We start from the raw sequence: 22,197 nt of genomic DNA, 5'->3' as shown, positions 1-22,197 counted from the left end.
TTCGCCGCCTTGTCCAGCGCTCAAGCGGACCCGACACGTTCTATCAGGTGAGCGAGATGTCGTTTGAGCTCTTCGGGCTCAGTTGCGCCCTGACGCATGAAGCCGGCCAACATTTGATGATTGTTGTGATTGGTCGTGAGGCGCAACGCATTGCGTAGCCTGTCTAACAAACGCTTGGTATCAATGAACTTGAGGTAATAGCGCAATCGCGCCGCTGGTTCAGCTGGTGCGCTGGCTCGGACGTGAACCACGAAGTTTGCGACCAACTGGGCCTGCTCATTTGCCTCGGCACTGAGGCCCAAGAGGCGGTTCGCGCATATTTGGCGCACTTCCTCGAGAGGAAGTTCGCCAAAGCTACCCGTCGCGGCTTTACCGTCTGAATGCATCGCTGCAAGATAGGGCGCTGCTTCGAAGAGAATATCGCACTGGGCGAGCGCACGCTGGAGTGCATCTCCGGCAAGATGGCCAAACCTAATCGGATCACGGCTGCAGCCGATTACCCAAGGCGTAAGCAATTCCGGCAAAATGAGGTGCGCTTCGATCTCCCACAGTTCCGATACAAATAAATTGCCGTCGGCTTCGAAAGTCCGGAACCGTATCTCCTCCGGTTCGTATAGCGCATCCCAGACCTTACGCCGAAAGTATACATCACGATCGAGGATACCGAATGCTGGTATTTCTTCTTCCCAACTCTTTTGGACGGCAGCCGGGACTGCGGTGCAGCCGTCGCCGTCAGCCAGTCGCGAGGCAGAGACAAACTCGAATTTGGCCAAGTAGTTGGTGAACCAAATGTCCCGGAAAAGCCATACGTCGGTCGCCCCCTCCAGAATGATGCGCGGCAGGCCTCGGCTATGCGCATCAATTTCTAGGTCGGTCTCAAATTCGTCGAACGAAGCGACATTGCTCATTGACGAGATGCCTTGAACCGCGGCTTTACCAAGCAACCAAATTTGCGAAGCCCGTCTTCAGGAATCTTTGGAGCAACAATACGCAATGAATCAGCTTGGTGTGACGTTATGTAGAAGCTGAGTCCGGTGTGCTCTTTCGCCCACTCCTTGATCAGAGTGATGAGCCGACGACGCATGACGAGATGAAGGTGCTGCTCTGTTTCGTCGATTAGAACAATCGTCGCGGCGCTCATGTGGCTAGCAATACGAACCAGCAACTGGACCAACTGGCGCTCACCACTGCTAAGCTGGTCGAGGCCGTGCTCTACAATCCCGTCAACCGAAACGGGCGCCCGTAGACGCTCGCGATCGACATCAAGCAGCGTCTTGCTCCCATCGCGAAAAACATAGCGATTGACAATCTCCCGGCAAAGCTCCTCGCGACCGTCGCCAAGCCAGGCAAACCAGACAAAAAGATTGTCGAGTGAGCTGGCCCAAGTTGCCCCGTCCACACCAAAAACGTGCACCGGGGCATAGCTTAGTTGCTCTGGGCGAGCGATGACTTGCCCCCCGGCACTGTTTCGGGCAATTCCGCGGTCGGAAGGGAAGTAGAGCAAGGTTGGGAACGCGGTTGAGCCAGTGCCAAACATGCTTCGGGTCGGCTCTCCGATCTCGGCTATTATAGTGTCGGCGAAGTCAAGCGCTTGTCTATCGGAATCCGCGAACCGTTCGATCACCCGGGAACCGGGTCGTATCCCATAACGCAAGACAAGTTGCGAAGAAGCTCCCGCTGCTTGCAAGTCAGGCTCGGTCCAATTTTTAAGCAGACCGGGGCTGCCTAGGACAATCGAAAGGATAAAGGTCTCGCTGCTGATGCCGTCATCCAGCCTGATCAGCGCATCGAGCTGGACACCGCCGTTTCCTTCATCAAGCGATGGCATGCCGTATTTCGCGTGCACAGCCGCACCCAGCATCGACATTGCTGCCGCGATAGCTTCGAGCAAGGTGGTCTTGCCTCCGCCATTCGGGCCCATCACCAAATAGATGTTGGCGGGTTCGTGTTCGGCCGTCAGGAAGCTCACCGAGGTCGTGTCACGAAGGGGACCGACGTCCAGAAGGGTCAGTCCGGCCAGTGCGAAATGGGTGGATCGGATCGCCATTATAGATTCAGCCCGGATTGCTTGACAGCTCGAAGAATGTCGTCGCGGTCGACGCGTACGCCATGGACACGACGCGTATCGCGTCCGGCAATCTTGATAAGCATGTCGCCTCGCATAAGAAGATTCTCTGCCCCTGCTTCATCAAGTATGATCCTGGAATCGGCGGCCTTCTGGACGGTGAGCGCAATTCGACTTGGGATATTCGAGCGAAGCAGGCCTGGAAACGTCGCAGCCTCGGGGCGCTGTGTTGCAAGGACCAGATGGATGCCGCTGGCACGGGCCTTTTGCGCCAACCGCACCAACGGCTCCTGGGCCCCGCTCTTGCCGATCAGGAAATCTGCAAGTTCGTCGACAAAGATAACGATGCGATCGAGCGCAGCTCCTGCCGCCTGTGCCTCGGCGATATTGCGCGCTTGGTATTGGCGCAGGATCGAAGCGCGGTTCTCCATCTCGTCGACCATGGCGTGCAACAGCTGCACCCCTTCGTTCATATCGGTGACGACGCGTCCCTCACGCAGGCTTGCGCAGCCTTCATAGTCTGCAAAATCGAGCCCTTTGGGATCGATCATGACAAGCGTTGGCGGTCTTTTAGCGGCGAGCAGGGACAGAACCAGTGCATTGAGACAGACGCTCTTGCCACTGCCGGTCGCGCCCGCGACGAACAGGTGTGGCGCCTCGGCGAGGTCAAACACGAAGGGTACGCCCAAGACATCCGTACCTGGGCATACCGCGAGCGCTTCTGGCCGATCTGCCAGTATTGGTGCAACATCGGCCCAACGGATGTCATGCCAGGTGGCGCTTGGGCGCGGGATTTCAATCGTGACGCGACGTTCTCCGCTTTCGCGAACCATGCTTACGGTCGCTGAACCCAGCCCGAGGGTGAATGAGAGGTCCTCCAGGCCGCGCCGCAAGCGATCAAAGTCCTCGACACCGTTGAGTGTCAGCGGAAAACGCATCAGCCGCGGCCCGCTCACCGCCGCTCCGGCTGGTGTTGCCTTGACGCCGATCGCTGCCAGTCCCTGTTTGAGCATCTCCTCGCTCGGTACAGCAGCAAGGTCGTTGATGGGCTGGCCAGTGGTGCCAGCTTGGAAATAGAGTTCGTCTAGCAAGTAGTCGTGAAAATCGCGGCCCGGTTGCCAGGCACGCATCATCGCCTGGACACCGCGTCTAAAATGGCGCTGGACCAGATCCACATATTCGGCTTGGCTGCTAAAAAGATCTGCCTGATGCTTAATCGATAACAGCAGTCGGACCGCGTCGTCATAGTCTTTGTCGGTGCCACGGCCAGTCAGTTGCTCAAGATGGAGGTTGCTTCGATTAGCGCCGCCCTTTGGGCGGCCATAACGTTCATCGGGCATGCCATCCATGCGCAAGGACAGTGCCAGAGCAAATCGAAGCACCTGCCAAAAAAAGGCCTGGGGCTGAAGAAGGCCCCGAGCGAGAACTGCTTCGAAGAACTCTTTTTCCTCTTGGGTGAAAAAGATGTCATCCATCAGTGAGCCACCTGCAAGGATAGCTCGACAATACTAGCTGATCTCCCGTCATGATTCTGAATTTCGTAGCGCTTGCAGATATGCTCCGACAGCTGATCGAATCCTTGGTCGCCGAACTCAGAGTTGGTTGGGAGAAGCACGAGAGGATTACCCGCGTGCGGGAAATAATCGTTCATCAAAAGATTGCGATTCTCGCGATCGATGCGGCCGAGCGGAGTGTCGATCATGACAGGAAGAGGTCGGTCGGCTTCTTCCTTCAAGGCCCAGAGCATGGCCATCGCGACCAGTTGGCGCATGCCTGCCGAGATTGATTGGCGCGCGACGTCCTCGCCATCCTCGTCCTGATAAGTCATTACGAAGTTTTCGTTGAGGGACGCGGATTTGATCAAACGACTTGGACCCAAGAGGACGGCTACCTTGGCACGCAGCCGCTCCTCGACCGAAGCGCGGATCGCTGCCCGCCGCTCTTGTCGATAAGTCTGGAGCGCGAGCCGCACCGAGCGCGACAAAACATAGGCTTTGTTCTCCCGCAGAACATCGGCGTGTTCTTCATAGCCGGCACGAATTCGGTCTGAGAGCTGAGCAGCATTTCGAGCAGCCCGACTTTCGTCCTGTTCATGGACGACCGTCTCTTGCAAGCGCCGACGGATCTCCGCTTCCGCCATCTCGATCTCATTTGTCAGTTGCTCGTAGCGCCGTTTTGCCTCATCGGACACAACATCCGCGTCGTCAAGGTCGCGCTGCGCTTGACGCAGTTGAATGTTGAGAGCGCGCATCTGGCGAAGCAAGTCGGCATGTGCTGCCAATGTCTCTTGGCCACTTTGATGCCAAGTCAGAAACCGATCCCGAAGCTGCTGCCTCAACGAAATCGCGACCGACGCAAAAATCGGATGGTCAAATGAGTCGGCCGGAACTCCTATTTTGGTTAGGAGCCAGCCCAGGCCTTTGATCAACTCGGTTGATTGACGCGGATGGAGCGCTACAGTGGGTTCAAGGGCGGCAAGGAGCGCGATAACCCCTGGCGGCAGATCTGCGTGAAGCCGGTTGGCCAGGCTGGCAGCGGTGCCGGCCTTAAGTTGGTCGTCCAGTGTGCGGAACGCTTGGTCCACAAGGCCGAGGTTGGTCAGGAAGGGTGCCTCAAGCGGCAGCTTACTCGCGATCTGTGAAGCCAGAGCTTCGCGTTGTCGACGAAGGTTCTCAATTCGCGCTCCCATCTTTGAGCGCTCCTCCTCCGAAAGCCCGCTGCGCAGCTTTTTACGCGCTTCTTCGGCCCGCGCCTTCGCGGTTTCGAGGTCGGCGATCTCTTCTTCCAAAGCGATGCGTAAGCGTCGCGCGCTTTCGGCACGGGCTTCCTCGCTCTTTTGTTCGCCTTCCATTTCCGTGATGCGGTGACGCACGGTTTCAGGTAACCCCGCGCGACGTCGTTCCTTGACATAAACGTCGAGCTGACGGTCGATGTCGTTGAGAAAGGAAAGCCCCAGTAGGCGTTCGATTTCTGCGCTCTCGCGACCCACATCGGCATCTGCCAGCGACTGGATCTGCTCACCGTCAAAGAAGAAGAAAGGGACCACTTCGTTCGGAAGGAGCGTTTGAAGTCGCGCGTCCGCATCTTCTTCGCTGAGGCTGAGCGCGCGCCCGTTACGGGTAATTTGGAGCTTTTCGGTATAGTCGTTGCCTTGGCGAGTTAGTGTAAAGCTGCGCTCGGCCGAGTAAGCAGCGCCACTTTCTTCCCAAAACAAAGCGACCCGGGCGATCATACCATCGCGGCGACCGTCACGAGGGAAGACGCCGTACCAGCGACCAGGCACCCCAATCATGAATTGTTTCGGGTTCAATGGGGAATCGCCGACGCGAATGCGTCGCATGGACTCAGAGTTCGCGCCGAGAAACAACAACTTCGCGGCATTCAACAAGCTCGTCTTTCCGGCACCGTTGCGTCCCGAGACCACGATGATGTTGCGTTCGAGCGTACACTCGGAAAACTCAATTCGATTGCATTCGCGATAAGCGAACATGTCCTGCACTTCGAGTCGGAGAAATCTCACGCGCTGCGCGCCTCGACCGCCGTCTCGATTATTTCGGTGATGCGCGCCAGCAATCGTGGCTTCGCCCCTCTCGCGGCCATGTCAGGAAATTCAGACGAAAGCTCCAGCAGCGCCACGAGTACGTCCGCGCCTACATCATGTTGCGCGGCGGCATGATCGATCAGTTTCCGATCCACCTCCATCCCAGTCCCCCTTGCTATTTGCCGTACTGGTAGCCGTATTTCCGGGTGATATGCAAGCTAGGGAGCAACAGAAGATTTGTCTGCCGATATTGTAGCCACAACCGTTGGGAAGAAGGGCTGTCTACATACAGCGCTGCTTCCCGAGTTTCTTTGTGGTCACAACGAGCCGTAGTGTCGTCTCGGCAAGGACATTGATGCCGCATCGGCATAAGTCCTGTGGGCAACCGCCTCGTGCATGAACGATCCGTGCATAGGTCAATCCCAAGCTTTCAGCCCAATCGCAAGAGATCGCAGGAAAAGCGGGTTAATATTCACACCATGCGATGCTTCTCTCTGGCCAAGTAGAGGAGCAACCGCGTGACACCTACGAAACTGTTAGTCGGTCAGATCGCCGTCGTGTTTGCAATCGCAATATTTGGGGTATGGATTGCAACGCAATGGTGCGCCCACATGCTGCACCATCAGCCGCCACTCGGCGCACCATGGTTTGTAGCGGCCGGCTGGCCGATCTACAAGCCGTGGAAACTGTTCGAATGGTGGTTCCATTTCGACGCCTATGCACCTGAGGTCTTCGATAAGGCCGGATCGCTTGCCGGCGCCAGTGGGCTCCTGGGTTGTGCCGCTGCTATCGCCGGTTCGCTGTGGCGCGCCCGGCAGCGTGGACTCGTCACCACCTATGGCTCTTCACGATGGGCCCTAACGCAGGAGATATCGAAGGCAGGGCTGTTTCGACCGGCCGGTGTCTTCCTAGGCAAATTGAACGACCGCTATCTGCGCCACAACGGGCCGGAGCACGTCATGGCCTTTGCGCCGACACGTTCAGGCAAGGGGGTCGGGTTGGTCGTTCCAACGCTTCTCTCCTGGATTGGCTCGGCCGTCATTCATGACATCAAAGGCGAGAATTGGCAGCTCACCTCAGGCTGGCGATCGAAGTTTTCATACTGCCTCTTGTTCAATCCGACCGATCCGCGATCGGCGCGCTACAATCCGTTGCTGGAAGTCCGCAAAGGTCCGAATGAAGTCCGCGACGTCCAGAACATCGCCGACATCCTCGTCGATCCGGAAGGTGCGCTCGAGCGGCGCAATCATTGGGAGAAGACCAGTCACTCACTATTGGTCGGCGCCATCTTGCACGTGCTCTACGCCGAAGAGGAAAAGACGCTTGCCCGTGTCGCCACCTTCCTCTCGGACCCGCAACGTTCCTTTGCCGCGACGCTGCAGCGCATGATGACGACTAACCACCTTGGCGCGGCGGACAAGCCTCAGGCCCATCCCGTCGTGGCCTCGGCCGCCCGCGAGGTGCTGAACAAGTCGGAGAATGAGCGCTCGGGTGTCCTTTCGACTGCCATGTCATTTCTCGGTCTCTATCGTGATCCGACCGTAGCGGCGGCAACATCGGCCTGCGACTGGCGCATTGCCGACCTCACGGATGCCGAACGACCGATGTCGCTCTATCTGGTGGTGCCGCCATCCGACATCTCGCGCACCAAGCCATTGGTGCGGTTGGTACTCAACCAAATCGGCCGTCGGTTGACCGAGCGCCTGGAGGGAGATCCGAAGAAGAGCAAGAAGCACCAGCTGCTCATGATGCTGGACGAATTCCCGGCGCTCGGCCGCCTCGACTTCTTCGAGACCGCGCTCGCCTTCATGGCGGGATACGGCATTCGCACCTATCTGATCGCGCAATCCCTGAATCAGATCTCAAAGGCCTATGGCGAGAACAACGCCATTCTCGACAACTGCCATGTGCGCATTGCGTTTTCCTCCAATGACGAGCGCACGGCCAAACGCATCTCGGATGCGCTCGGCACGGCGACAGAGCTCAGGTCGATGCGCAACTATGCCGGCCATCGGCTGGCGCCGTGGCTTTCGCACGTCATGGTAAGCCGGCAGGAGACGGCCCGCCCGCTGTTGACGCCGGGCGAAGTCATGCAACTGCCGCCGTCTGACGAATTGGTGCTGGTTTCAGGGTTGCCGCCGATCCGTGCGAAGAAGCTGCGCTATTTCGACGATCAGAATTTCACCGAGCGCGTGCTGCCGGTGCCGGTGTTGCGCGACGCTCCTTATGCTGACTGTCCCGCGTCACGTCCGGACGATTGGACTGGACAGGTGCGCACCGTCGATCGCCGTCTTGCTGCTGACGATGACAGCGGCGGCGGGGCCGCTGAAGACGAGGGCGGTGTTCAGCAACAGCGCCATCCAGGATTGCCCGAAGAACACATTACCACCCTAAAGGAGCCGGACCAGGACGATCTGTTCAAGCCCGCCGATGATGATAGCGAGGCGCTCGCCGACACACGTGTGATGGACCGGATTTCCACCGCGGCGCGCGCCTACGGCATCAATGAGGGCAGGGGCGACGACAAAGATATCGTGCCCGGCTTCTGAACGCCGCCTAAAGTCAAAACGTATCTCAGCGTAGATAACGACCATAAGCGATTTCGGGCGGCGGCCTCATGCTTGTTCTCATCGCCGGCGCAGTGCCGGCCTGCCGAGAACAAGCCGCATGAAGCCCCACCGCATTCGTCATCAGTTTCTGCTCGAGCCCGAGCTCAGCGAGAAGCTGGACAACCTCAGCCGCGACCCCTCGACCACCAAATCCGCGGTCGTCGCAAAGGCGGTCGAGGCCTTCATCGATCGGCGTGGGGAGAACGAACTCGACCGCCGCTATGGCGTAAGGCTTGACCGTCTTTCCCGCGACCTCGGTCACGTCAGGCGCGATGCCGAGATGATCCTGGAGAGCTTGGCGCTCTTCATCCGCTTTTCGATCACGCTTCATGCCCACACGCCGGCCCCGGACAAGGCAACACAGGCGATCGCGCAGGAGCGTTTCGACAAATTCGTCGAGCAGGTTGGTCGACAGATCGCATCGGGGAAGCACTCCTTTGGCAAGGAGAGTGGCGTCGGAGGAAAAGGATGAGCTCTCATCCCGAAGCCGACCATCGCCGCCGCGCCATGCTGCGCACCGCAATGGGCGCGGCGATCACCGAGGCGCTGGCCGATCCGCTGGTCATTGAGGTGATGGTCAATCCCGACGGCGCGCTGCGGCTCGACCGGCTCGGAGAAGGTCGCGTCGAAACCGACGTGCATATGCACCCCTCCGAGGCCGAACGCATCATCCGCCTGGTCGCCTCCCATGTGCGCGCCGAGGCGCATGCCGACAATCCGATCGTCAGCGCCGAATTGCCATCGGGGGAGCGCTTCGAGGGTTTGCTGCCGCCTGTCGTACTGGCGCCGTGCTTTGCGATCCGCAAGCCGGCGGCAAAGCTCTACACGCTGGCCAACTATGTCACCGACCGGATCATGCAGCCGCTGCAGGCCGATGCGCTGAAGAAGGCGGTGCGCGAGCGGCGCAACATTCTGGTCGCCGGCGGCACCTCATCGGGCAAGACCACGCTTGCCAATGCGCTGCTGGTGGAAGTCGCCGAATGCGACGAGCGGGTGATCCTGATTGAGGACACGCGCGAACTGCAATGCGCGGCGAAGGACTGCGTAGCGTTGAGAACGAGGCGCGGTTCGGTCACGCTCGCCGATCTCGTACGCTCGACGCTGCGGCTCCGGCCCGATCGCATTATCGTCGGCGAGGTGAGGGGCTCGGAAGCGCTCGACATGCTGAAGGCCTGGAACACCGGGCACCCCGGCGGCATCGCCACTGTCCACGCCAACTCGGCACGCTCTGCGCTCTATCGCATCGAGCAACTCGCCCAGGAAGCTGTCGTCACCGTTCCGCGCCGGCTGATCGCCGAGGCGATAGACCTGATCGTGTTCATCGCCGGGCGCGGAACTTCGCGGCGCATCGACTCGATCGCCGAGGTCACCGGTCTCGACGGCAGCGGCGATTACGCCGTCACCCCGCTCACACTCACGCAACTCCAGCAGCTTTGAAAGGTCATCTCATGCGCAAGAAGCTTCGCTTTCTTTCGTCCACCGCGCTCGCGTTTTGTTTCACGGCCCCGGCTTACGCGGCCGGCTCCGGCATGCCTTGGGAACAGCCGCTGCAGCAGATCCTGGAGTCAGTGCAGGGACCGGTCGCCAAGATCGTCGCGGTGATCATCATCATCACCACGGGTTTAACCCTAGCTTTCGGCGACACAGCAGGGGGCTTTCGGCGGCTGATCCAGATCGTCTTCGGCCTGTCGATCGCCTTCGCCGCATCGAGCTTCTTTCTGTCCTTCTTCTCCTTCGGTGGTGGGGCGCTCGTCTGATGGCCACTGGAGAGCAGCATATCGAAGGTTTTGAGGTGGCCGTTCACCGCGCATTGACCGAGCCGATCCTGCTCGGCGGTGCGCCGCGAGCGGTGGCGATCCTCAACGGCACGGTAGCCGCGGCAATAGGCCTTGGCTTGCAACAGTGGATTGCCGGATTGGTGCTCTGGCTTGCTGGCCACACGCTCGCGGTCTTTGCCGCGAGACGTGATCCACACTTCGCAAGCGTACTTGTCCGCCACCTTCGGCTAAGGGGGTGGCTGGCATGCTGAACCTTTCGGAATATCGCAGCAGGGCCGACCGGCTCGCCGACCATCTGCCCTGGGCCGCACTCGTCGCGCCGGGCATCGTGCTCAACAAGGACGGCAGCTTTCAGCGGACGCTGCGGTTCCGTGGCCCCGATCTTGAGAGCGCGACGGAAGCCGAACTCATCGGCATTTGCGCCCGGGCAAACAATGCGCTGAGACGCCTCGGCTCCGGCTGGGCATTGTTCTTCGAGGCCGAACGCGTCGAAGCCCTGGGCTATCCAGCCTCGCGTTTTCCCGATGCGGCCTCGTGGCTTGTCGATGAAGAACGGCGCGCGGCTTTCGAAGGGAAGGTCGCGCATTTCGAGAGCCGCTATCACCTGACCTTGCTGTTCATGCCGCCAGCGGACAGCCAGGCTCGTGCGGAAAGCGCGCTCGTCGATTCGCACCATTCAGAAGCCGAAAGAAACTGGCGCCAGGAGCTAGGGCGGTTCCGTGAAGAGACCGACCGCGTGTTGGATCTCCTGTCGGGCTTCATGCCCGAAGTGCGGGCGCTCGACGATGCGGAGACGCTTACCTACCTGCACGGCACGATCTCGGCTCGCCGACATCCCGTCGCCGTGCCGGAAACGCCGATCTATCTCGACGGCATTCTGGTCGACGCGCCGCTCACTGGCGGCTTGGAGCCGATGCTGGGCGACCAGCATCTGCGAACCCTCACCATTCTCGGTTTTCCCAACCTCACCCGGCCCGGGATCCTCGATGCCCTCAACAATCAGGATTTCACCTATCGCTGGATGACGCGCTTCATTCCGCTCGACAAGGCGGAAGCGACCAAGACGCTGACCCGATTGCGGCGGCAGTGGTTTGCCAAGCGCAAATCGATCGTCGCTATCCTGCGCGAGGTTGTGACCAACGAGCCGGTGCCGCTGGTCGACAGCGATGCCGACAACAAGGCGCTGGATGCCGACGAAGCCCTTCAGGCGTTGGGTGGCGACCATGTCGGCTTCGGCTATCTCACCACGACCGTGACGGTATGGGACGAGGACCGCCAAGCCGCCGCCGAAAAACTTCGCGCGGTCGAGCGGATCGTCAATGGGCTGGGCTTCACCACCATCCGCGAAACTGTCAACGCGGTCGAGGCGTGGCTCGGCTCGTTGCCCGGCCACGTTTACGCCAATATTCGTCAGCCGCTTGTTCACACGCTGAACCTTGCCCACCTCATGCCGCTGTCGTCGGTGTGGGCCGGTCCGTCGGCGAACGAGCATCTCGCCAAAGTTACCCAGCAAGAGGCACCTCCGCTTCTCTTCGCGGAGACCGGCGGGTCGACCCCGTTCCGACTTTCCACTCATGTCGACGACGTCGGTCACATGCTGATCGTCGGTCCGACCGGCGCCGGCAAATCGGTACTGCTTGCGCTGATTGCTCTGCAGTTCCGACGCTATGGCGGCGCGCAGATCTATGTTTTCGACAAAGGCAATTCCGCTCGTGCCACAACGCTCGCCATGGGTGGAGGGCACCACGCACTCGGCGCGGACGGTTCGCTTGCTTTCCAGCCGCTGCGCAACATCCAAGATCCGGCGACGCGCAGTTGGGCAGCCGAATGGATTGCCGGCCTCGTTGCCCATGAGAATGTTACCGTCACGCCGGAGGTGAAGGAGGCACTCTGGTCTGCACTTGGCAGCCTTGCCACCGCGCCGGCGCAGGAACGCACGCTAACAGGGCTGTCGGTCCTGCTTCAGTCCAATGCGCTGAAGTCCGCCCTGATGCCCTACACGCTCGACGGCCCCTTCGGCCGGTTGCTCGATGCTGATGACGATCGGCTGGCCCTCTCGGATGTGCAGTGTTTCGAGACCGAGGAGCTGATGCACAGCCAAGGCGCTGTGCTGCCGGTGCTCACCTATCTCTTCCATCGTCTCGAAGAGCGCTTCGACGGACGGCCGACACTGCTTATGCTCGACGAGGCCTGGGTCTATCTCGACAATCCACTTTTTGCCGCGCGCATCCGCGAATGGCTGAAGGTGCTGCGCAAGAAGAACGTGTCGGTCATCTTCGCGACGCAGTCGCTTGCAGACATCGCGAACTCGGCGATCGCGCCGGCAATTATCGAGAGCTGCCCGCAACGGATCCTTCTCCCCAACGATCGTGCCGTGGAACCGCAGGCGCGAGCCGCCTATGAGCGCTTCGGTCTGAACGAACGCCAGATCGAACTGGTCGCCCGCGCCACGCCAAAGCGCCAGTACTACCTGCAATCGCGACGTGGGAATCGGCTATTCGAGCTAGGCCTTGGCCCGATCGCGCTTGCGCTTTGCGGCGCCTCCGATCCAGCCAGCCAGACGCTCATCGATAGCGTGCTGTCCGAGCACGGACAGGACGGCTTTGCCTTCCACCTCCTCAGTGCTCGCGGCCTCGATTGGGCCGCCGAGCTTCACCAGCAATTCCCCCAACCAGACAAGGAGCATTCGTCATGATGCGGCGCCGCTTTCTCTCCGGCCTGATAACCCTTTCGCTGATCGCCAAACCGTTGGCCGACTATGTGCAGCCAGCCTACGCCCTGATCGTGTTCGATCCTTCGAACTACACGCAGAACGTACTGTCGGCGGCGCGAGCGCTGGAGCAAATCAACAACCAGATCCAGTCGCTACAGAACCAGGCGACCATGCTGCAGAACATGGCTCGGAATCTTCAGAAACTGGATTTTTCCTCCGTTGGCCAGCTTACCGGTTCGCTGCAACGGATCGACGGTTTGATGGACCAGGCGAGCGGCCTGAGCTTTGATCTCGGCAAGCTTCAGGACCAATGGCGACAGCAATATCCGGAAAGCTACGATGCGACGATCAAAGCGAGCGACGTGGCCACCGCCGCACGCGAGCGTTGGCAGAGCGCCATGCAGGCGTTTCGCCAGACCATGGGCGTGCAGTCGCAGATCGTCGAGAATGTCCGCGGCGACGGCGACCTGCTTGCCGATCTCGTCAACCGCAGCCAAGGGGCGGCTGGTGCGCTTCAGGCAAGCCAAGCCACCAATCAGCTGATCGCGCTATCGACCAAGCAGCAGATGCAGATCCAGACGCTGCTTGCGACGCAGTTCCGCGCCGAGGCTGAGGATGCCGCCCGTAAGGCGCAGTCCGAGGAAGCTGCCCGACAGATGACAAAACGCTTCCTGGGCACTGGCACAGCCTATCCCAGCAACTGATCACTAGCACTTCAACTTGAGGAAGGCGGCGGCATGAATGACCTGGGGGTCATCGATCGTTTCATGGAGACTTTTGTCCGCTATATCGATAGCGGGTTCGGTCTGCTGACTGGCGACGTTGCCTTCCTCATTACGACTCTCATTGGCATCGACATTACGCTGGCAGGCCTCGCCTGGGCATTCGGCGGCGAGCCCAACATTCTCGGCCGCCTTATCCGCAAGGTGCTCTATGTCGGCGTCTTCGCCTTCATCCTGAATAATTTCAAGAACCTCGCCGACATTATCTACCGCTCCTTTGCCGGCCTCGGCATCAACGCATCGTCCGGCAATCTATCCGCCGACAACCTGCTGCATCCGGGCCGCATTGCTGCGACGGGCTTCGAGGGCGCCTGGCCGCTTCTCGATCAGGCGAGCCAGCTTCTTGGCTTTCCGCAAATCTTTGGCAACGCGCTCACAATCTTCGTGCTGCTCGTGGCCTGGTTCCTGGTCATCATCGCCTTCTTCATTCTCTCGATCCAGCTCTTCATCACCATCCTGGAGTTCAAGCTCACCACGCTGGCCGGTTTCGTTCTGGTGCCCTTCGCACTCTGGAACCGGTCAGCGTTCTTGGCCGAACGCGTGCTCGGCAATGTGATCTCGTCCGGCATCAAGGTGATGGTGCTCGCTGTTATCGTCGGCATCGGCTCGACTCTCTTCGGCGAGTTCGCTTCCGCGCTGCAAGGCAAGGAGCCGGACTTGGCCGCCGCCATGTCACAGGTGCTTGGCGCGCTGGCTCTTCTGGGGCTTGGCATTTTTGGGCCTGGCATCGCTTCAGGTCTGGTCTCTGGTGCACCGCAGCTTGGCGCCGGCGCTGCGCTCGGGACCACGGCGGCCGCTGCTGGATCAGCGCTCGTTGCCGGGGGAGCTGCTTTTGCCGGTGCGCGCATGGCAACCGGCGGCGGGCTTGCCGCAGTGCGAGCCGGCACGACCATGGGTTCGGCAGCTTCTTCAGCGTGGCAGTTGGGACGTGCAACCTCGCCCGACTCCGGCCTGTCCGGTGCGGCTGCTGGAATGCAGGGTGTGGCAAGCGCCGCTAGCGGCGCGGTGATGCGATCAGCACGATCTGCCGCGGGAGGCTTCGGGCCTGATGTCAATGCCGGGCGCGAAGCCGCATGGACCGCCACCGGCGGTGCGCCGACCGCGTCAATGACCGGAGCTCCGGCCGGTTCTGCCCCTACTACCGCGCCCAATTGGGCGAGACGCATGCGTTCCGAACAGACCGCTCGTGCTCATCGCCACACCGCCATGCAGGCTGTCCGCGACGGTGACAGGTCGGGCGGCAGCGCCAATCCCTCTCTCAACGACAAGGACGACTAGATGTTCTTCAAGCGACCCGTTCAACGTTACGGCAAGACGCCCGAGCCGGTCACGCCGTATCAGAAGGCCGGCCAGCTCTGGGACGAGCGCATCGGCTCATCGCGGGTACAGGCCAGGAGTTGGCGGCTGATGGCCCTTGGCTGCCTCGCTTTGTCGACCGGGCTCTCCGGCGGCCTTGTTTGGCAGTCGATGCAGAGCCGTGTCGTGCCTTACGTCGTTGAGGTCGACCGCTTCGGTGAGGCGCGCGCCGTTGCGCCGGCAATCCAGGATTATGAGCCCTCCGACGCCCAGATCGCCTGGCATCTCGGCCGTTTCATTCAGAATGTCCGATCCGTCTCCACCGATCCGGTCTTGGTGCGGCAGAACTGGCTGGGGGCTTACGACTTTGCCACTGACCGTGCGGCACTCTTCCTCAACGAGTACGCCAAGGCGAACGACCCCTTCGGCCAGATCGGCACGCGCAGTGTGTCGGTGCAGGTGACCAGCGTGGTCAGGGCCTCCGACAGCTCGTTCCAGGTCAAATGGACCGAGCAGGTTTTTGAGCGCGGCAGCCTGGCCAGCACGACGCGCTGGACCGCGATCCTCACCATCGTAATCCGGCCACCGAGCAATACCGATCAGCTGCGCAACAACCCGCTCGGCGTCTTTATCAACGCCATCGACTGGTCGCGTGAGCTCGACAGCGCAGCACCTGCATCCGTTTCCCCAAAGGAGCCCGATAATGACAAATAGAGCCCCATCGTTCCGTGCCGCGCTGATCATGTCCGCGTCAGCAGCCGTCCTTCCCGCCTGCGCATCGAAGCCGGTACCGCCGCCTGAGATTTCCTATGACACGGCCGACTTCAAGCCAGCGGCCATCCAGAAGCCGGCGGATAAGCCGGTCAAGATCGTCGAGGTGCCAAAGCCGTTGCCGTTACCCGGCCAGTTGCAGCCCGACCCGGGCAAGGTCGCCGAAGACAAGCGCTCCCCTGAAGAACGTGTCGCGGACGCCAATAAGGCGGCGACACAGCAGCCCACCAAATACGGCTATGTCAATGCGGTTCAGGTCTATCCCTTTGCCGATGGAGCGCTTTATCAGCTCTACGCCGCGCCGGAGCGCGTCACCGATATCGCTCTGCAACCAGGCGAGAAGCTGACGTCCGTATTGGCGGGCGATACGGTGCGTTGGGTCATCGGCGATACAGTGAGCGGCACCGGAGACAATCAGCGCACCCATGTGCTGGTAAAGCCTTTCGCGCCAGGTCTTAGCACCAATTTGGTGATCACCACGGAACGGCGAACCTATCACCTGCAGCTTCAAAGCACTGACAAGATCGCGATGGCGGCCATCTCCTGGACCTACAGCGAAGACCAGATCATCGCGCTTCGCCAGCGCAATGCTCAAGTCGAGGCTGTCATGCCGGTCGCGTCGAATGTGCCCCTCGAGAACATTCGCTTCCGCTATGCCATCTCCGGCGACACACCGCCCTGGAGACCGACGCGTGCGTTCGACGACGGCAGCAAGGTCTACATCGAATTCCCGAGTCGCATCGATCAGGGCGAGGCGCCGCCGCTCTTCATCGTGGGAGCTGATGGCAACAACCAGCTCGTCAACTACCGCATGCGCGGCAACTACTACATCGTCGATCGCCTCTTTGCGGCGGCAGAACTGCGGCTTGGGACCAAGCAGCAGCAAGTGGTCCGCATCTCGAGAACCGATGGCCGGCAGCCACCACGGCGGATCCCGTTCCTTTCGCGTTTCGGCAGGTGAGGCAACGCCATGAGTAATACTTCTCGTTCCGATGCTCCGCCGAAACTCGATCCAGAGCAACTGCAACTGCGAGCCTCGCCGCGCCGCGCTGTGCGGTTTAGGCGCGGCGTGATCATGGCGATCGCCGCAGTCGGATCCGGTGCCATATTCGGCGTCGCCATGATCGCGCTTAGAGGCCCCGCCCTGCGCATCCCAGACTTGTCGGAAGATCGGTTCAATACCGAGCGCAAGCCAACGGCGGAAGGGCTCGATGGCCTGCCCAAGGACTACTCCGCCGTCAAGCCGAAGGCGCCCGTGCTTGGACCACCACTGCCGGGCGACCTCGGCCGCCCAATCCTTGACCGGCAGCGCCAGCTCGGCATCGCGCCGGGGCAGGAGGTTTCCGCGGAGGAGCAACGGCTCGCCCAGCAGGCGATTTCGGCGCGCGAGTCGCAAGTCATGTTCCGAATCGACAATCGACCGAAGCAGACCGATGCCCCGGACAACGGGCAAGCCCGCCAGCAGCCATTTGAGGCGCTTCCGCAAGCCGAAGCCGCCGGCACGTCAGCTTCCGTTGCACCAGAAGGCGACCAGAACAATCAGCAGCGCAAGCTCGATTTCGTCAGCCGGCGGGACACAAACGGGATCTACAATCCGCACGCGTTGCAGACGCCGGCTTCGCCCTATCAGTTGATGGCCGGCAGCGTGATCGCCGCCAGCCTCATCACCGGCATCAATTCGGATTTGCCCGGTCTGGTCGTTGCGCAGGTCACCGAGAATGTGCACGACACAGTCACCGGCAGCACCTTGCTCATTCCACAAGGATCACGCCTGATCGGCACCTATGATAGCGTCGTCGCTTTTGGACAGAAGCGCGCACTGCTGGTCTGGCAGCGAATAATCCTGCCCGACGGCTCCTCGATCGAAATTGACAATCTGCCGGCGTCGGACACGGCTGGCTATGCGGGACTCGAGGACAAGGTGGATTTCCACACCTGGCAGTTGATCAAGGGAGTGGCGCTGGCCACATTGCTTGGCGTTGGCACCGAGCTGAGCTTCGGGGAAAACGAGAGCGACCTTGTCAAGGCGATCCGGCAATCCACGCAGCAGAACGTCAGCCAAGCCGGCCAGCGGATCACCGAAAAGAACCTCAACATTCAGCCGACGATCACGGTGCGCCCCGGCTGGCCGCTCCGCGTCATCGTGCAGAAGGATCTCGTGATACGGCCTTATCAGGCTCACAGGAGTAGGTGATGTCAAATCTGAAGCTAGGAAAGCTCCCTGACCGAACACCTTCCAAGATCACCATCACTGTCAGCGCGGACCTGAGCCAAGCCCTTAAGGACTATGCCACATTATACCGTCAAACCTACGGCGAGTCCGAGACAGTAGCGGAGCTCATTCCGTTCATGCTCGCCGAGTTCCTGGAGGGCGACCGAGCTTTCGCGAAGGCCAGAAGGGAAGGCTTCTCCGCTAACTTCACGATAGAAAAGTCGCGGCGCGTGCCGGGTTCCGGTTCTGAGTAGCCGAAGCCGAGATAGGTCGAACCGACCATGGGGCGCTCCGCAGAACGACCATGTTTGACGGAACTCGAGCGGTTTCTCGCCGTCGCGGCCTATCTGGTCGTTCGTCATGGCGAAGCCTACACCCCGACCTTCGAACGGCTAGAGCAAGAGCTTGAGGAGACGCGAAGGCGGCTCGGAAACCGGGACCGGGCTCGGCGCGTGCTAGCGGAACTGATGCAAAAAGGCACCGAAAACGAGGGCGCGAGAGCAGTTGATCGTCCTCAGCTCGACCTTGCAGCGAAGCGCCTCCTCTGATTCCCTGCGCTTGGTAGGGGATCGCCTGATTCGCGTACTCGCTGCCCTGGCTCTGCGTGGCGCTCGGCAGTGTAGCAGGCGCTTTTGTAGAGAGAGATCGCAATGGCCGCCAAGCCGGAAATCCTGGAGATGAGGCCCAAAATCACCGTTGTCGGGGTCGGCGGCGCCGGCGGAAACGCCGTCAACAACATGATCGCCGAGGGACTGCAGGGCGTCGAGTTCGTCGTCGCCAACACCGACGCGCAGGCGCTCACCATGTCGAAATCGTCGCGGCTGATCCAGCTGGGCGCGCATGTCACCGAGGGTCTCGGCGCCGGATCCTTGCCGCAGGTCGGCAGTGCGGCCGCGGAGGAATCCATCGATGAGATCATGGATCATCTTGCGGGAACGCATATGTGCTTCATCACCGCCGGCATGGGGGGCGGCACCGGGACAGGTGCGGCGCCCGTGATTGCGCGCGCCGCGCGCGATGCCGGCATCTTGACGGTTGCCGTCGTCACCAAGCCTTTCACGTTCGAAGGCAAGCGCAGGACCCAGGCGGCCGAGGAAGGGATAGAACGCCTGCGCGAAAGCGCCGACACCGTGATCGTCATCCCGAACCAGAACCTCTTCAGGGTCGCCGATGCCAAGACCACCTTCGCCGATGCCTTCGCCATGGCGGACCGTGTTCTCTACGCCGGTGTCGGCTGCATCACGGATCTGATCGTCAAGGAAGGTCTGATCAATCTCGACTTCGCCGACGTGAAGTCGGTGATGCGCGACATGGGCCCGGCGATGATGGGAACCGGCGAGGCTTCCGGAGAGGGACGCGCAAGGATGGCGGCCGAGGCGGCGATCGCCAATCCACTCCTGGACGAGGCCTCCATGACCGGCGCCAGGGGGCTGCTTGTGTCGATCAGCGGCGGCATGGACATGACGCTCTTCGAGGTCGACGAAGCCGCGACTCGGATACGCGAGGAGGTCGACGCCGATGCCGACATCATCGTCGGCGCCATCTTCGACCAGTCCCTGGCCGGAAAGTTCCGTGTGTCGGTCGTCGCGACGGGATTGCGCAAGAGCGCGAGCGTGATGCAGTTCGAGCAGAGGATCGCCTGAGACGAAGCCGTTTCCGCGACAGTGGAATGCCGCGAGCCTGAGCGCTCCCGTTGGGCGGTCCTGAGAGAAGGGGGCCGCTAGCGTTTTGGTGGCTTGAAAGCAATCTTTTGAAGCCACTCGTGCTTCTGCATCAGGGACGGTCCGGCGCCGTACTTCGGCCGGATCCATTTGTGCCCCATCAGGGAAGCGGTCACCTTCTCCGGCGCCTCGACCGCCGTTAGCCGGTCCTCGAAAGTGTGTCGCAGACTATATAGGCTATGCTCCGAGGTCGGCAGCAGCTTCTTTTTGCCAAGCACTTTGTTGACGAGCGCCGAAAGCGAGGCCGCCTTGTCGCGGTAACGCGGAAAGCCATTCGGATGAAGCTTTATCGCTTCAAGCGCGCAGCCCACCAAGGGGATATCTCGTGCCGAATGATCGGTCTTCAGGCGCCGGCCATTCGGGCGCACCTGCACATGGGGAATTTCATGGTCGAGGTGAATGGTCTCCGCGGTGAGATTAGCCGCTTCGGAAAGCCTCAGTCCGGTATCCGCAATTAGATAGACAAGGTGGCGGGCCTCGTCATTCAGCCCGTCAAGCGCCCCTTCGGCGAGAATCTTTTCCTGCACGAACTGCTCGCTGAACGCTGCACGCTGGGCTGCGACGGCCCCGGAAAGGCGAAGGTGGTGGAAAACCGGCTCCAGTTTGAGCTGGTGCGTGAGGTCGACAACACGCAGCATCTTGGAGATGTGGCCGATGTCCTTGTTGGCCGTGCCGATGTCGAGGCCCCCTCCAACGACGCGCTTCTGCCACCATTCGCGGAAGGTAACCGCATCCTCCCGCGTCATGCGCGCGATCTCCTTGTCGCCGATGACGCCGATCAAGTTTGCGATCGCGCGCTTCTTGGGGTTCCGCCACTTCTTTATCTGGTTTGGCGACATCGCCAGCAGGTTCTGTTGCTCGATCGCCTCGAACTCCTTGAGGAGCCCGCTCAGGCGCAGCGCCGGCCGCTGCTCTCCGCCCATCACCGCGGAGACGTCCGTTGCGCTGTCGACGGCATTTCTATCGAGAAGCAGCTTCATGCGGGCTATGAGTTCGTCCAGCGGCCCCGCCGCCAGCTCCTCATTGGTTCGATAAGCCAGCCCGAACGATCGTGCGCGCTTCCTCGCTGCCTCGAAACGCAGAGCTGCCTCTGCGGACTGGCCGTCACCCAGTTTGCGCCAATAAGTCTCGAGCTCCGCGCCAAGACTTCGCACCGCATCGCGAGCCCTTACGCCACGCGGATCGTCGGCAACTGCCACCCCGGTCGAAATGCGCACCAAGCCGCGGCGGTCGAACGACGCAAATTCCTTGGGCACCCGGCGCACGAGATACCAGATGCCATCCCGCTTATGCGGGCGTGGCGCTGTAGATCGCCGCATTAGCTTACTCTAATGTTACACAGTTTGTTACACAGAATGAGATATGTTTCGATATCCGGCGGTCAAGGGTCGCAAGGAAGTTTTTGAAAATAAACGGTTTTCATGGAAGAAGGCTGGCGGAGAGAGCGGGATTCGAACCCGCGTTACGGTTTCCCGTAAACACACTTTCCAGGCGTGCGCCTTCAACCACTCGGCCACCTCTCCGTCTTGCATGTCGCGTCGGCCGGTTTCGCCGCGCGGGTTGGGGAGATGCATCTCCCTCGGGAAGGCCTCTCGGCCTAAAGTTGGGGTGCCTTCAACCGGCAGGCAACCCTTTCCCGGCACCTCTAGCCGTCTAGGCAAAACAGGCGCGGGGCTCATCTAGTCGATCCGAAAGCGAATGCCAAGTCATTCCGTGGCTTTTGCCGTGGATGGCGCGAAAGCTGCTCCGGTGGCCTGCCATGCAGCCGAATGCTGTGCACAGGCTGGCCGGCGGAGTTTCCCGCGCTTGACTTCGGCTCTGGCCGCCTGTCGACTGCCTGAGGCGTTGTTTTTGTGCACTTCCGGACGGAAAACCACGACGCAGTTCCCGGAACTGCTTGGGCTTTGCGAGGGGCATTGTCCTGACATGGCATCGATCAACCAGCAGCCCGCGGGCCGGCCCGACAGCGGGCTCTCCTTCATCCCGGTGGCGTGGCTGCTCATCGTGATGGCGCTTTCGGCCTATGGCCTGATCTCGAGCTGGCGGCTGATCGGCGACTTCAATCTGCCGGAAAGCGTGCTCTTCCTGATCTATGGCGGGCTGACCGGCGGCGTCGTGACCATTCTGTGGGGGCTTTACCTGCTCGGCCTCGCCTTCAACCGGTCGGCGCGTTTCCCGCGTCACTATACGATCTGGCAAGTCGCCATCATCCTTTGGCTCGTCGCGCGTCAGGCCTACACGCTTCTTGTGCCCGATTTCGTCTTCTCGGCCGAAGCGCTGGGCTTCACGGTCGCCGAGATCGCCATCGGCCTGCTCTGCATCTACCTCTTGCGGCGCGGCGGCGGCGCCGACACGGTGTATGCCAATCCCGAGGCCGAACGCCCGCCGCTCCTGGTCTCGCTCGTCGCCGCGTTGCTCGGCATCATTCTTGGCGGCGCCATCGGCGCCTGCATCGGATTTTTGGCGGGGTCGCTGATCGCCGACGCCACCCATATGAGCTGCTTCGAGGGCGCCTGCGGGTTTTTTGCTGTCTTCATCGGCTTGGGCGGCCTGATCACCGGCGCCGTCGGCGGCGGGATTTTCGCCATCTGGCGCGTCAACCGGCGCAAACCGGCGCGCAGCGCCTAACTCAAAATCACGTGTCGCGATTGCGTGGCGGTTGTGCACGCTCTATGTCGTTTGGCGGGGCAGACGGGAGTGTTCCCGGGG

21 protein-coding genes and 1 tRNA gene are annotated in these 22,197 nt (G+C 61.0%); 15 read left to right on the top strand and 7 right to left on the bottom strand.

What is annotated here, in order from left to right; all coding sequences use genetic code 11:
* Nucleotides 1-20: 20 nt before the first annotated feature.
* The 5 genes from EOA32_RS09695 to EOA32_RS09675 are packed head-to-tail and all read right to left on the bottom strand — an operon-like array spanning nt 21 to nt 5,767.
* The gene (locus EOA32_RS09695) at nt 21-908 is read right to left on the bottom strand and encodes a hypothetical protein (RefSeq protein WP_128371607.1); all 888 of its coding nucleotides are present in this window, start codon (nt 906-908) and stop codon (nt 21-23) included.
* The gene (locus EOA32_RS09690) at nt 905-2,047 is read right to left on the bottom strand and encodes an AAA family ATPase (protein ID WP_128371606.1); all 1,143 of its coding nucleotides are present in this window, start codon (nt 2,045-2,047) and stop codon (nt 905-907) included. Before EOA32_RS09690 ends, EOA32_RS09695 begins: the two co-directional genes overlap by 4 nt.
* Entirely contained in the window at nt 2,047-3,540 is a 1,494-nt protein-coding gene (locus EOA32_RS09685; protein ID WP_128371605.1) for an FtsK/SpoIIIE domain-containing protein, read from the bottom strand. The genes EOA32_RS09690 and EOA32_RS09685 overlap by 1 nt, the downstream gene beginning before the upstream one ends.
* A complete protein-coding gene (locus tag EOA32_RS09680) occupies nt 3,540-5,564 on the bottom strand; it encodes an AAA family ATPase (RefSeq protein WP_281013564.1) in 2,025 nt (674 codons plus the stop codon). Before EOA32_RS09680 ends, EOA32_RS09685 begins: the two co-directional genes overlap by 1 nt.
* A 17-nt stretch (nt 5,565-5,581) precedes the next feature.
* The gene (locus EOA32_RS09675) at nt 5,582-5,767 is read right to left on the bottom strand and encodes a DNA modification system-associated small protein (protein ID WP_128371603.1); all 186 of its coding nucleotides are present in this window, start codon (nt 5,765-5,767) and stop codon (nt 5,582-5,584) included.
* Nucleotides 5,768-6,124: 357 nt separating this feature from the next.
* Here EOA32_RS09675 and EOA32_RS09670 point away from each other — a divergent pair, with 357 nt between their 5' ends.
* The 14 genes from EOA32_RS09670 to ftsZ all read left to right on the top strand — a co-directional run bounded on the left by EOA32_RS09670 (nt 6,125) and on the right by ftsZ (nt 19,410).
* Complete coding sequence (locus tag EOA32_RS09670) at nt 6,125-8,155, top strand: conjugal transfer protein TraG (RefSeq protein ID WP_128371602.1); 2,031 nt, start codon at nt 6,125-6,127, stop codon at nt 8,153-8,155.
* Nucleotides 8,156-8,273: 118 nt separating this feature from the next.
* Nucleotides 8,274-8,687, top strand: coding sequence for a CopG family transcriptional regulator (locus EOA32_RS09665; RefSeq protein ID WP_128371601.1), 414 nt, complete (start codon nt 8,274-8,276; stop codon nt 8,685-8,687).
* Nucleotides 8,684-9,652, top strand: a complete 969-nt coding sequence (gene trbB, locus EOA32_RS09660; RefSeq protein ID WP_128371600.1) for a P-type conjugative transfer ATPase TrbB — start codon at nt 8,684-8,686, stop codon at nt 9,650-9,652. Before EOA32_RS09665 ends, trbB begins: the two co-directional genes overlap by 4 nt.
* Nucleotides 9,653-9,663: 11 nt before the next feature.
* On the top strand, nt 9,664-9,972 hold the full coding sequence (locus EOA32_RS09655; protein ID WP_040980072.1) for a TrbC/VirB2 family protein: 309 nt from the start codon (nt 9,664-9,666) through the stop codon (nt 9,970-9,972).
* Nucleotides 9,972-10,244 carry a VirB3 family type IV secretion system protein gene (locus EOA32_RS09650; protein ID WP_128371599.1) on the top strand — a complete coding sequence of 91 codons (273 nt, stop codon included), beginning with the start codon at nt 9,972-9,974 and terminating at the stop codon, nt 10,242-10,244. Before EOA32_RS09655 ends, EOA32_RS09650 begins: the two co-directional genes overlap by 1 nt.
* On the top strand, nt 10,238-12,688 hold the full coding sequence (trbE, locus tag EOA32_RS09645; protein WP_128371598.1) for a conjugal transfer protein TrbE: 2,451 nt from the start codon (nt 10,238-10,240) through the stop codon (nt 12,686-12,688). The genes EOA32_RS09650 and trbE overlap by 7 nt, the downstream gene beginning before the upstream one ends.
* Nucleotides 12,685-13,410 carry a P-type conjugative transfer protein TrbJ gene (gene trbJ / locus EOA32_RS09640; RefSeq protein ID WP_128371597.1) on the top strand — a complete coding sequence of 242 codons (726 nt, stop codon included), beginning with the start codon at nt 12,685-12,687 and terminating at the stop codon, nt 13,408-13,410. Before trbE ends, trbJ begins: the two co-directional genes overlap by 4 nt.
* A 33-nt stretch (nt 13,411-13,443) precedes the next feature.
* Nucleotides 13,444-14,766 carry a P-type conjugative transfer protein TrbL gene (gene trbL, locus EOA32_RS09635; RefSeq protein WP_128371596.1) on the top strand — a complete coding sequence of 441 codons (1,323 nt, stop codon included), beginning with the start codon at nt 13,444-13,446 and terminating at the stop codon, nt 14,764-14,766.
* On the top strand, nt 14,767-15,498 hold the full coding sequence (trbF, locus tag EOA32_RS09630) for a conjugal transfer protein TrbF (protein WP_128371595.1): 732 nt from the start codon (nt 14,767-14,769) through the stop codon (nt 15,496-15,498).
* The gene (gene trbG / locus EOA32_RS09625) at nt 15,488-16,516 is read left to right on the top strand and encodes a P-type conjugative transfer protein TrbG (protein ID WP_128371594.1); all 1,029 of its coding nucleotides are present in this window, start codon (nt 15,488-15,490) and stop codon (nt 16,514-16,516) included. Before trbF ends, trbG begins: the two co-directional genes overlap by 11 nt.
* A 9-nt stretch (nt 16,517-16,525) precedes the next feature.
* Nucleotides 16,526-17,749 (top strand): TrbI/VirB10 family protein, encoded by a 1,224-nt coding sequence (locus EOA32_RS09620; RefSeq protein WP_128371593.1) that lies wholly within the window; start codon nt 16,526-16,528, stop codon nt 17,747-17,749.
* Entirely contained in the window at nt 17,749-18,021 is a 273-nt protein-coding gene (locus EOA32_RS09615; protein WP_128371592.1) for a DUF2274 domain-containing protein, read from the top strand. Before EOA32_RS09620 ends, EOA32_RS09615 begins: the two co-directional genes overlap by 1 nt.
* A 54-nt stretch (nt 18,022-18,075) precedes the next feature.
* A complete protein-coding gene (locus EOA32_RS38480; RefSeq protein WP_189407035.1) occupies nt 18,076-18,315 on the top strand; it encodes a hypothetical protein in 240 nt (79 codons plus the stop codon).
* A 102-nt stretch (nt 18,316-18,417) separates the two neighbouring features.
* A complete protein-coding gene (gene ftsZ / locus EOA32_RS09605; RefSeq protein ID WP_189407033.1) occupies nt 18,418-19,410 on the top strand; it encodes a cell division protein FtsZ in 993 nt (330 codons plus the stop codon).
* Nucleotides 19,411-19,487: 77 nt separating this feature from the next.
* Here ftsZ and EOA32_RS09600 read toward each other — a convergent pair whose 3' ends face one another.
* On the bottom strand, nt 19,488-20,807 hold the full coding sequence (locus tag EOA32_RS09600) for a tyrosine-type recombinase/integrase (protein ID WP_128371590.1): 1,320 nt from the start codon (nt 20,805-20,807) through the stop codon (nt 19,488-19,490).
* A gap of 114 nt (nt 20,808-20,921) precedes the next feature.
* Nucleotides 20,922-21,011 (bottom strand) — tRNA-Ser (locus tag EOA32_RS09595).
* Nucleotides 21,012-21,414: 403 nt separating this feature from the next.
* On the opposite strand from EOA32_RS09595, the gene EOA32_RS09590 reads away from it, so the two are divergent.
* Nucleotides 21,415-22,116, top strand: coding sequence for a hypothetical protein (locus EOA32_RS09590; RefSeq protein ID WP_128371589.1), 702 nt, complete (start codon nt 21,415-21,417; stop codon nt 22,114-22,116).
* Nucleotides 22,117-22,197: the final 81 nt, after the last annotated feature.

It is taken from the genome of Mesorhizobium sp. M1A.F.Ca.ET.072.01.1.1 (assembly GCF_004023325.1).
Taxonomy (GTDB): Bacteria; Pseudomonadota; Alphaproteobacteria; order Rhizobiales; family Rhizobiaceae; genus Mesorhizobium.
The sequence above is the reverse complement of the archived record's forward strand: the minus strand, read 5'-3'. Positions and strand labels throughout refer to the sequence as shown.

Bases quoted from the DNA above. Each gene is read 5' to 3' on its own strand.
- EOA32_RS09695 (WP_128371607.1), bottom strand. From the start codon at position 908: ATGAGCAATGTCGCTTCGTTCGACGAATTTGAGACCGACCTAGAAATT.
- EOA32_RS09690 (WP_128371606.1), bottom strand. From the start codon at position 2,047: ATGGCGATCCGATCCACCCATTTCGCACTGGCCGGACTGACCCTTCTG.
- EOA32_RS09685 (WP_128371605.1), bottom strand. From the start codon at position 3,540: ATGGATGACATCTTTTTCACCCAAGAGGAAAAAGAGTTCTTCGAAGCA.
- EOA32_RS09675 (WP_128371603.1), bottom strand. From the start codon at position 5,767: ATGGAGGTGGATCGGAAACTGATCGATCATGCCGCCGCGCAACATGAT.
- EOA32_RS09665 (WP_128371601.1), top strand. From the start codon at position 8,274: ATGAAGCCCCACCGCATTCGTCATCAGTTTCTGCTCGAGCCCGAGCTC.
- trbB (WP_128371600.1), top strand. From the start codon at position 8,684: ATGAGCTCTCATCCCGAAGCCGACCATCGCCGCCGCGCCATGCTGCGC.
- EOA32_RS09655 (WP_040980072.1), top strand. From the start codon at position 9,664: ATGCGCAAGAAGCTTCGCTTTCTTTCGTCCACCGCGCTCGCGTTTTGT.
- EOA32_RS09650 (WP_128371599.1), top strand. From the start codon at position 9,972: ATGGCCACTGGAGAGCAGCATATCGAAGGTTTTGAGGTGGCCGTTCAC.
- trbE (WP_128371598.1), top strand. From the start codon at position 10,238: ATGCTGAACCTTTCGGAATATCGCAGCAGGGCCGACCGGCTCGCCGAC.
- trbJ (WP_128371597.1), top strand. From the start codon at position 12,685: ATGATGCGGCGCCGCTTTCTCTCCGGCCTGATAACCCTTTCGCTGATC.
- trbL (WP_128371596.1), top strand. From the start codon at position 13,444: ATGAATGACCTGGGGGTCATCGATCGTTTCATGGAGACTTTTGTCCGC.
- trbF (WP_128371595.1), top strand. From the start codon at position 14,767: ATGTTCTTCAAGCGACCCGTTCAACGTTACGGCAAGACGCCCGAGCCG.
- trbG (WP_128371594.1), top strand. From the start codon at position 15,488: ATGACAAATAGAGCCCCATCGTTCCGTGCCGCGCTGATCATGTCCGCG.
- EOA32_RS09620 (WP_128371593.1), top strand. From the start codon at position 16,526: ATGAGTAATACTTCTCGTTCCGATGCTCCGCCGAAACTCGATCCAGAG.
- EOA32_RS09615 (WP_128371592.1), top strand. From the start codon at position 17,749: ATGTCAAATCTGAAGCTAGGAAAGCTCCCTGACCGAACACCTTCCAAG.
- ftsZ (WP_189407033.1), top strand. From the start codon at position 18,418: ATGGCCGCCAAGCCGGAAATCCTGGAGATGAGGCCCAAAATCACCGTT.
- EOA32_RS09600 (WP_128371590.1), bottom strand. From the start codon at position 20,807: ATGCGGCGATCTACAGCGCCACGCCCGCATAAGCGGGATGGCATCTGG.
- EOA32_RS09590 (WP_128371589.1), top strand. From the start codon at position 21,415: ATGGCATCGATCAACCAGCAGCCCGCGGGCCGGCCCGACAGCGGGCTC.